The organism is Clostridium sp. RTP31139st1_H3_RTP31139_211217 (assembly GCF_040227035.1).
Taxonomy (GTDB): domain Bacteria; phylum Bacillota; class Clostridia; order Clostridiales; family Clostridiaceae; genus Clostridium; species Clostridium saudiense.
The window spans coordinates 24,914-34,221 of sequence record NZ_JBCOAB010000035.1 but is presented as its reverse complement, the minus strand read 5'-3'; the positions used below and the strand labels follow the sequence as shown (position 1 = coordinate 34,221).

The window sequence follows — 9,308 nt, the reverse complement described above, 5'->3', positions numbered from 1 at the left end:
CTTTGTTTTAAGACTCTCAAAAGAATTGCTGGTTTACTTTAACTATATTCTGTTCAATTTTCAAAGACCATTTACTCTGTCGCACCGAAGCGACTTTCTTATCTTATCATTCTTGCCGATTCATGTCAACATTTTTTTAAAAAACTTTCAACATTTTTCTTTAAGAAATTTTTCACTTACTACTAGCATATAAACATATTGTTTTTCTGCCCTCAGCGATGTATCTAATACTACCATGTATTATTTAAAACAAAATATATAATTCAGCTAAATTCTAGAATTAAACTCTTTATTCTATCATTTTATATCATTTTCTTTCTTATTCTAATATTGATACACTAGGATAAGTTTAAGAATAATTTATACTAATATTATAAAATAATAGACGTATCAAGATATCTTATTAATATAAATACCCATTTTCACTTAAAAATATTCATATTACCCTAAAGTTTGATACATCTTCATTTTATAAATTCTATTAATACGTAATTTTCACTAAACAGTTGTATAATGAATCCATTTTCCCTTCCAAACTCTTGGAATAGTCACTAAAGCTTTAAAAAACTCATCACTAGATAAAATTAAATATACTAAAACAGGATTAAATTTTAATGCAAATGCACAAATAGTCCCTAATACTATTTTTAACCCCCATAAAGTAACAATATCATTTATTGCACAAAACACAGTATCACCAGCACCTCTTAATACACCGGCCAATGTTGTAACTGTTACTGATTGAAATAACAATAAAAATGCAGAAACATATAACATATTTTTAATTAATTCAGCTGTCTCTTTGGAAACTTTTATAAAACTTGGTGCTATTGGCCTAATTGCTATAACACCAATAGCAATAATTATCCCTAAGAAAAAACTAAGCTTAACTAGTAATTTAGAAAAGTTCAATACTTGTTCTTCACGTTCTTTTCCTTCTCCAATTAAATTCCCTACTATAATAGCAGCACCTCCGCCAAATCCCATAATTGCAATACCTGCTAACTGTTGAAACACACTTATAAAACTATTTGCTGCAATTACACTTGCACCCAATCTTCCAATAATAGCTGCTTGAACAGATATACCTAACCCCCAATTAATTTCGCTTAATAATACTGGTAGGCTATATCTAACAATATGTTTCCAATACATAGATGTCCTTCTAAAAACATCACTTAATTTATACTTAATTTGTTTTTCAATTCCATACATATATATAACTACTAATATACTTTCAAACACTCTACTTATTAAAGTTGCCAGTGCAGCTCCTATAATCTCCAACCTAGGCATCCCCAAGTGCCCAAATATTAATATATAATTTAAAAATACATTTAATATAAATGAAAATCCATAAATACACATGGATACATTTACATTTTGTATACTTCTAAGCCCCATTAAATATACTCCTGTAAATGCAGAGAATACATATGAGAAACCCACTATTCTTAAATACATAGCTCCATATTCAATTACTACTTTTTCATTAGTAAAAACTGATACAACCTCTTTTGGAAAAATGAGTACTACCAAAGATGCTATTAATCCTCCAACAATTGCAATCCTCATCATCAACCCCATTATAGTTTTTATTGATTTGATATCTCTCTTCCCCCAATACTGCGAATTTAAAACCATAGATCCTGATGCTAGTCCAAATATTAAAGTGGTAAAAATAAAATACGGTTGATTTGCTTGTGAAATTCCTGCTAACTGCAACTCATCTATATTTCCAATCATCAATGTATCTGTAACACTTACGCCTACATTAATAAGATTTTGTATTGCTATCGGTATCGCAATAATAAATAATTGAATTAATAAATTTTTATCCTTATTTTTCATCCACACACCTCCTCCCATAAATTATACATTCATAAATTACATAATAATACCATATCTTTTTATTAAAAAAAAGATAGAGACTATTTTATTTAGCACAAAACAATCTCTATCTTACAAACAACTTATTTACACTAACTCTTTTCTTATAAAGCTATTTTTACCAACTTTAAATGGCACTTTAACTTTACACATCATTCCTGGATGTGGACATCCATCTATAGCTTCTCCATCTTCATTATAAATTTCTTCAACCACAAAGCTTTCTCCAAATTCACCAGGAGTTAATATTTCTACTTTATCTCCCTTTATGAATTTATTTCTTTGTTTACATAATGCAATTTGAGTTTCTTCATCATACTCATGTACTATAGCAACAACATCATATTCTCTAACATGATCATTTGTATGATAAATTATTGCATCACTTTTAGGTTCACTAAAGAAGAACCCAGTATTATATTCTCTATGGCTAACTTTGTACATCTCATCTCTTAATTCTTTAGGTAACTTATAATTTTCTGGGTCTTCATAATATAAATCTATAGCCTTTCTATATGCATTCACAACTATAGCAACATAATATTCACTTTTATTTCTTCCTTCTATCTTTAATGATGATATACCTGCTTCTAAAAGTTCTGGTAAATGCTCTATCATACATAAATCCTTTGAATTCATTATATATGTACCATGTTGATCTTCTTCAATAGGGAAATATTGGTTTGGTCTCTTTTCTTCTACTAATGAATATTTCCATCTACAGCTCTGCGCACATGCACCTCTATTCGAATCTCTTCCTGTCATATAACTTGATAATAAACATCTTCCTGAATATGACATACACATTGCTCCATGTACAAAGACTTCTAATTCTAATTCTTCTGGAATATGTTGTCTAATTTCTTTTATTTCTTTTAATGAGCACTCTCTAGCTAAAACTACACGTTCTGCTCCTAAATCATGCCACATATTACACCCTTCATAATTTACTGTATTGGCTTGAGTACTAATATGTATCGGTAAATTAGTATGCTTTTGAACAGTTCTAAATACTCCAAGATCTGATACTAATACCGCATCTACCTTTGCTTCTTCAAGACTTTTTAAAAATTCAGGTAACTTTTCTATTCCTTCATTTCTTGGCATTACATTTACTGTGCAATATATCTTCTTTCCTAAGCTATGAGCTAATTCTGCACCCTCTTTAATCTCTTCAAAAGTAAAGTTTTGAGCTGCAGCTCTTAAAGAAAAGGCTTCACCTCCAAAATATACAGCATCTGCACCATATTGAAATGCAATTTTTAATTTCTCAAGGCTTCCAGCTGGTGCTAAAAGCTCTGGCTTTTTATATTTTATTGACATTATATCTCATCCTTCTATTTAGATTTTTACTTATAATATCATTTTTTATCTTAATAAACAATGTGCAAAAAATGCAAAACACTTTTTTCAGTTAAGAATTAACTATTAACTATTAACTATTAACTATTATAGTGCCACTATTGTTAAAATTTATATATGCAGTGGTACTTATCATTTTAGCTTTTTTTTATTACAATAATAGTAAAGATGTAAATAAATTCGAGGTGTGATAATGGATAAGATAATGAGACCTGTATGGGCTGAAATAGATTTAGATATAATTGCAAATAATATGAGAAATATAAAAAAATTAGCTGGCGATAAAGAAGTAATGGCTGTTGTTAAAGCAGACTGTTACGGACATGGAGCCTTGGATGTTGCACCTGTTCTTTTAGAAAACGGAGCCTCTAGATTAGCTGTTGCTATGCTTACAGAAGCCATCGAACTAAGAAATAATAATATTACTGCACCTATAATGATTCTTGGTTATACCCCTTTATATTTAGGTGAAGAACTAATTAATTATGATATAGAACAAACAATTTACGATTTAGATTATGCAAAAGAATTATCTGATTTAGCATTAACACTTAATAAAAAAGCAAAAGTTCATATAGCTTTAGATACTGGAATGGGTAGAATCGGGTTTTTACCTTCTCAAGAAAGCTTTAATCAAGTTTGTGAAATTTGCTCATTAAAGGGATTAGATGTCGTTGGTATATTTACCCATTTTTCTAGTGCTGATGAAAAAGATAAAGACTATACTCATTATCAATTTAATCAAATAAGCAGCTTTATTGAAAAACTTACCGAAGTAGGAATAAACATACCTTTAAAACACGCCTCTAATAGTGGAGCAATAATAGATATGCCAAATACCTACTTAGATTCAGTAAGAGCTGGAATTATACTTTATGGATATTATCCATCAAATGAAGTAAATAAAGAAAATTTATCAATACAACCTGCTTTAACTTTAAAAGCCAGAATTGCTCACGTCAAAGAATTAGAGCAAGGCATGTATATTGGATATAATAGAACTTATAAAACAACTAGAAAAAGTATAATTGCTACTATTCCTATAGGATATGCTGATGGATATATCAGAAAATTAAAGTACGAAGCTAAAGTAATTGTTAATGGTAAACTTGCTCCTATAGTAGGCAATATTTGCATGGATCAATTTATGATTGATATTACAGATATCGGAAATGTTAAAAGTGGAGATGAAGTAATTTTACTTGGAAAAACTGATAATATTAAATTTGATGCAGATGATCTTGCCAAATGTTGTGACAGCATTAATTATGAAGTACTTTGTCTTTTAAAGAAAAGAGTTCCTAGGGTTTATATTAAAGATGGTAAAATTTTCGATGTTAAAAATAATGTATAAAAGCCTTAAGTTAAACTTTATTCACAATTTATATAACTATAAAAAGTATGTAGTAATCCTAATATCTACATACTTTTTTAATATATAAGCCCTTATAATTTTTTTATATATTCTCCATATCCTAACTCTTCCATTTTATTCTTATGAATAAATTTTAATGATGCAGAGTTTATACAATATCTTAATCCGCCCAATTCGCTTGGTCCATCTGTAAAAACATGCCCTAAATGCGAATCTGAGTGTGTGCTTCTTACTTCTGTTCTAAACATTCCATGACTAAAATCTTGCTTTTCCTTAATATACCCTTTATTTATTGGCTTTGAAAATGCAGGCCAACCGCATCCTGAGTTAAATTTATCTTTTGAAGAAAATAAAGGTTTTCCACTTACAATATCAACATATATTCCCTCTTCAAAATTATCATCATATTCGTTATCAAAAGGTGGTTCCGTTCCATTTTCTTGAGTAACTTTATACTGAAGAGGTGTTAATATATCTTTAAGCTCACTTTTCCTTTTACTTGAAAGCTTCCAAGCTTCCTCTATAAATTGCTTTCTACCTGACCCTACATAATAAGCTTTATATCTAAAAGGATTTTTCTTGTAATAATCTTGATGATATTCTTCTGCTTTATAAAATTCTTTAGCTTTTAGTATCTTTACTGCTATTGGTTTGTTAAACATCCCACTTTCATTTAATTTTAACTTATAATCTTCTGCAACTCTTCTCTGCTCTTCATCACAATAAAATATAGCAGTTTCATAACTTCTTCCTCTATCATTAAATTGTCCTCCTTCATCAGTAGGATCTATGCTCATAAAAAAGGCTTCTACTAACTCTATATATTTTATAATATCTTCGTCATATGTTACTTCCACGGCTTCATAATGTCCAGTTTCCATCCTACAAACCTGCTCATATGTTGGATTTGCTATATTTCCACCTGTATAACCTACTATAACACTTTTTACACCATCATATGAATCAAAGGGCTTAACCATACACCAAAAACACCCTCCTGCAAAAATAGCTTTCTTTATCTTACTCATACTTATTACCCTCCATGTGAAATATTAATTCTAAACCACTTTATATATTAAAATGCTTCTTAATAAATTTAATCATATTTTCTTTATTTTTCTCCAATTGAATAACTCTATTTACATTGGCTCCTGACGGATGGGGAAATCCTAACAGTATTTGATTTTCTTTAATAATCCCATCTTGTTGAAGCCTTATCAATACTTCTTCAACAGCTTTACCTAACGGTATTAATAATACTTTTTCTGGTTCATTTAGCTTTTTGAACTCATTAATAAAATTATCATATATATATTTCATTAAAAAATCACTTTTTATTAATTTAGGTGTATGACCTGTATAATTTTCCTTCTTTACAAACACAGGATAAGGTATTAGCGATATTGTGTGTAATAAAACATCTCTGTCTCCAAATAACTCTTCACAACTATTTAAACTCAAAACCCTATTAAGTTCTATTTCATCTAACATAGAAATTATATTTTTTCTTAAGCTTCCGCTAAATCTAGCCTCTGATTTGCATTTATATTGTATTTCTTCAATATCATCACTAACCTCTAACCATTTTCTTGCTGTTGATATAGCTGTGCTCATTTGCTGAAACCCTGGTGTTATTCCAACTATAAAAATTTTCGCTTTAGGATTTAGATATTCATTATGTGGTGCATAATATATTTCTATATTATTTTCCTTATCAATAAGAAAGTCTTCAATTAATATTTCATTTTTTAAATACTTATATTTTATAGGTAGTTTTTTTATTTTATCTTTATACTCGTATAATGTCTTTTTCATAATTACCTCATTTATATATTAAATTGCATAATTAATATTAATATATACTATATACCTTTATTTAATGTAAATACATATTTCAAATACAAGTAAATTATTATAAATTAGATTATGTATTTTATTTCTATTATTCATTCAAAAAAAGACATACAATATCTTTTCTGATATCATATGTCTAAATATTTAACTTTTTTATTGTTTTGTATTAATTTAATATCATTACATCTATCTAATCAGTAAGTTTACTTAACTAAATTTAATATATATTTTAATAAAAAATAATAATTTCAGTTAATACTTCATTATTTTCTATAAAACGTATTTTTTAGTGGTAACTTAGTTCTAAAGATGCCATCCAATTTATAATATGCATTTTGAACTGCAGGAGCTGTTGGAATACATGTAATTTCGCCAACACCTTTTGCTCCAAAAGCTAATTTCGAAGTACTCTTCTCAACAATAATTGGTACTATTTCAGGAACCATAGTTGATCTGAACAACCCTAAAGTTCCAAACTTTGCAGTTGGAATACTCTCCTTTAATGGATAATCTTCAGTTAATGCATATCCAAGTCCCATAACAACTCCTCCTTCAATCTGCCCTTCAACATTCAAAGGATTAATTGCCTTTCCAACATCATGAGCTGCAATAACCTTTTTCAAACTTCCATCTTTATTTAAAATTACAACTTGTGTTGCATATCCATAAGCAACATGACTTATAGGATTATTTTTTTCACTTCCCATTTTATCGGTTTTACCATAATACTCACCATAAAACTCTTGTCCATTAACTGAATTTAAGTCATTTCCTTTAATAGCTGCTTTTAACTTTAATGCTGCTATTCTAGTAGCTTCTCCTGTAAATAAAGTCTGTCTTGAAGCCGTTGATGTTCCTGCGTCAGGAGTCCTTTTCGTATCCGGCTGTATCCAAACTACACTATTTGCATCTATATTTAATACCTCACAAACAATTTGAGTCATTGTTGTTCCTACTCCTTGTCCCATACAAGCTGCAGACGTTCTTATTATTATTTTCCCATTTTGTACTTCTAAAATAGTCCTTCCTATATCAGGTAACCCTACACCTATTCCAGAATTTTTAAATGCACAAGCTATTCCAGCAAATTCACTTTTATAATATTCATCTTTAACAGCAAGTAAAGTATCTTTAAATGCAGTATCACTATCTGCTATTTGCCCATTGGGTAATTCCTGACCTGCTTCTATTGCATTTCTCCATCTTATTTCCCACGGAGATATACCAACTAATTCCGCAAGTTTATTTATATTAGATTCAGTTGCAAATGCTGATTCAGTAACTCCAAATCCTCTAAACGCACCTGCCGGTGGATTATTAGTATATACTGCAATTCCTTCAACCTCTGAATTTTGATAATTATATGGCCCTGCAGCATGAGTACACGCTCTTTGTAACACAGGTCCTCCTAAAGATGCATAAGCACCAGTATCTGCAATTATCTTTGCTTTCATGGCTGTTAATATTCCATTTTCATCACAAGCTGTAGTAAATTCCATTTCCATAGCATGTCTCTTAGGATGAACATTAATGCTTTCAGCCCTAGTTAAAGTCATTTTTACTGGTTTTCCAGTTAAATAAGCAAGAAGTGCTGTATGATGTTGACAACTCATATCTTCCTTACCACCAAAACCGCCTCCAACATACTTTGAAACAACTCTAATTTTATCTATATCAACTCCTAACAAAGATGAAATTTCTCTTAAATCATCATAAACAGATTGAGTACCTGTATAAACTATTAATTCACTATCTGTAGGTATAGCAAGTGCTGATTCCGGTTCTAAAAAAGCATGTTCAGTAAAAGGGACGGAATATTTATTATTAACAATAAATTTAGATTTTTTTAATGCTTCATCTACATTTCCTCTTTTCAAAATCTCTCTTGCTAAAACATTACCGTCACTATGAAGTTTTGGTGCATCTTTTTCTAAAGCCTCATTCGGCGAAGTTATTGGTTTCAATTTTTCAAAATCAACTTTAATCAACCCCATTGCTTTTCTTGCAATCTCTTCGCTTTCAGCTGCAATTAACGCTATTGCATCACCAATATATCTAGTTTCCTCACCTATATCAATTAATGCTGGCCAATCTTTTTTTAAATGCCCACAAAATCTATTTCCTGGTATATCTTTAGCTGTTACTACTTTAATTACTCCTTTTATCTGTAAAGCCTCGTTATAATCAATATTTTTTATTAGAATTCTAGGATATTTAGGCCTAAGTGCTACCCCATATAACATTCCCTTAATCTTCAAATCATCACAGTATCCATCTAAGGCTAATACCTTATTTTCAGCATCTACTTTTCCCAACGAATCTCCTATTAGTCCTTTGCATTTAGTTAATGGAATTTCTTTATTATCTCTTATTATTTCAGCTACCATTAATATTGCTTCTTCGATTTTTTTATATCCTGTACATCTGCATATATTTCCAACAAGTGCCTTCTTCACATCATTTAATGAAGGATTTAATGTTTTATTAAATAATCCTACTGCACTTATAACCATTCCTGGTATACAAAATCCACACTGAACCGCACCCGCTTTAGTAAAAGCATATGCAAATGCTTTCCTATACTTCTGACTTAATCCTTCTATCGTTATTACATTTTTTCCTTCAAGTTTTTTACCCTTTACAATGCATGATTTTGTTGCCTTACCATCAATTAGAACCATGCATGCACCACAAGCCCCTTCATTACATCCATTTTTTACAGAAACTAAGTTCTCATTTTCTCTTAAATACTTTATTAACTTTTCTTCTTCACTTATCCACTTAAGTTGACCATTTAGAAAAAAACTAACCATATTTTTATTCGATT

At 29.7% G+C, this 9,308-nt stretch carries 6 protein-coding genes; 1 reads left to right on the top strand and 5 read right to left on the bottom strand.

Going from position 1 to position 9,308, the window contains the following annotated elements; genetic code table 11:
* Window positions 1–498: 498 nt before the first annotated feature.
* Together ABUA17_RS13590 and ABUA17_RS13585 are read right to left on the bottom strand one after the other, a co-directional pair.
* Complete coding sequence (locus ABUA17_RS13590; RefSeq protein ID WP_195951630.1) at window positions 499–1,851, bottom strand: MATE family efflux transporter; 1,353 nt, start codon at window positions 1,849–1,851, stop codon at window positions 499–501.
* Between the two features lie 126 nt (window positions 1,852–1,977).
* The gene (locus ABUA17_RS13585) at window positions 1,978–3,213 is read right to left on the bottom strand and encodes a peptidase U32 family protein (protein WP_055292025.1); all 1,236 of its coding nucleotides are present in this window, start codon (window positions 3,211–3,213) and stop codon (window positions 1,978–1,980) included.
* 232 nt (window positions 3,214–3,445) lie between these two features.
* Between ABUA17_RS13585 and alr the strand changes: the two genes are divergently transcribed.
* Window positions 3,446–4,606, top strand: a complete 1,161-nt coding sequence (gene alr / locus ABUA17_RS13580; RefSeq protein ID WP_042400418.1) for an alanine racemase — start codon at window positions 3,446–3,448, stop codon at window positions 4,604–4,606.
* A 92-nt stretch (window positions 4,607–4,698) separates the two neighbouring features.
* On the opposite strand, the gene msrB is transcribed toward alr, so the two are convergent.
* The 3 genes from msrB to xdh all read right to left on the bottom strand — a co-directional run bounded on the left by msrB (window position 4,699) and on the right by xdh (window position 9,294).
* Window positions 4,699–5,655, bottom strand: a complete 957-nt coding sequence (gene msrB, locus ABUA17_RS13575) for a peptide-methionine (R)-S-oxide reductase MsrB (protein WP_156327493.1) — start codon at window positions 5,653–5,655, stop codon at window positions 4,699–4,701.
* 40 nt (window positions 5,656–5,695) lie between these two features.
* Entirely contained in the window at window positions 5,696–6,442 is a 747-nt protein-coding gene (locus ABUA17_RS13570; RefSeq protein WP_055292028.1) for a hypothetical protein, read from the bottom strand.
* A 302-nt stretch (window positions 6,443–6,744) separates the two neighbouring features.
* Window positions 6,745–9,294, bottom strand: coding sequence for a selenium-dependent xanthine dehydrogenase (gene xdh / locus ABUA17_RS13565; protein WP_042400424.1), 2,550 nt, complete (start codon window positions 9,292–9,294; stop codon window positions 6,745–6,747).
* Between the last annotated feature and the right edge of the window lie 14 nt (window positions 9,295–9,308).

Excerpts from the sequence above, each read along its gene's own strand:
- ABUA17_RS13590 (WP_195951630.1), bottom strand. The coding sequence starts at position 1,851 with ATGAAAAATAAGGATAAAAATTTATTAATTCAATTATTTATTATTGCG.
- ABUA17_RS13585 (WP_055292025.1), bottom strand. The coding sequence starts at position 3,213 with ATGTCAATAAAATATAAAAAGCCAGAGCTTTTAGCACCAGCTGGAAGC.
- alr (WP_042400418.1), top strand. The coding sequence starts at position 3,446 with ATGGATAAGATAATGAGACCTGTATGGGCTGAAATAGATTTAGATATA.
- msrB (WP_156327493.1), bottom strand. The coding sequence starts at position 5,655 with ATGAGTAAGATAAAGAAAGCTATTTTTGCAGGAGGGTGTTTTTGGTGT.
- ABUA17_RS13570 (WP_055292028.1), bottom strand. The coding sequence starts at position 6,442 with ATGAAAAAGACATTATACGAGTATAAAGATAAAATAAAAAAACTACCT.
- xdh (WP_042400424.1), bottom strand. The coding sequence starts at position 9,294 with ATGGTTAGTTTTTTTCTAAATGGTCAACTTAAGTGGATAAGTGAAGAA.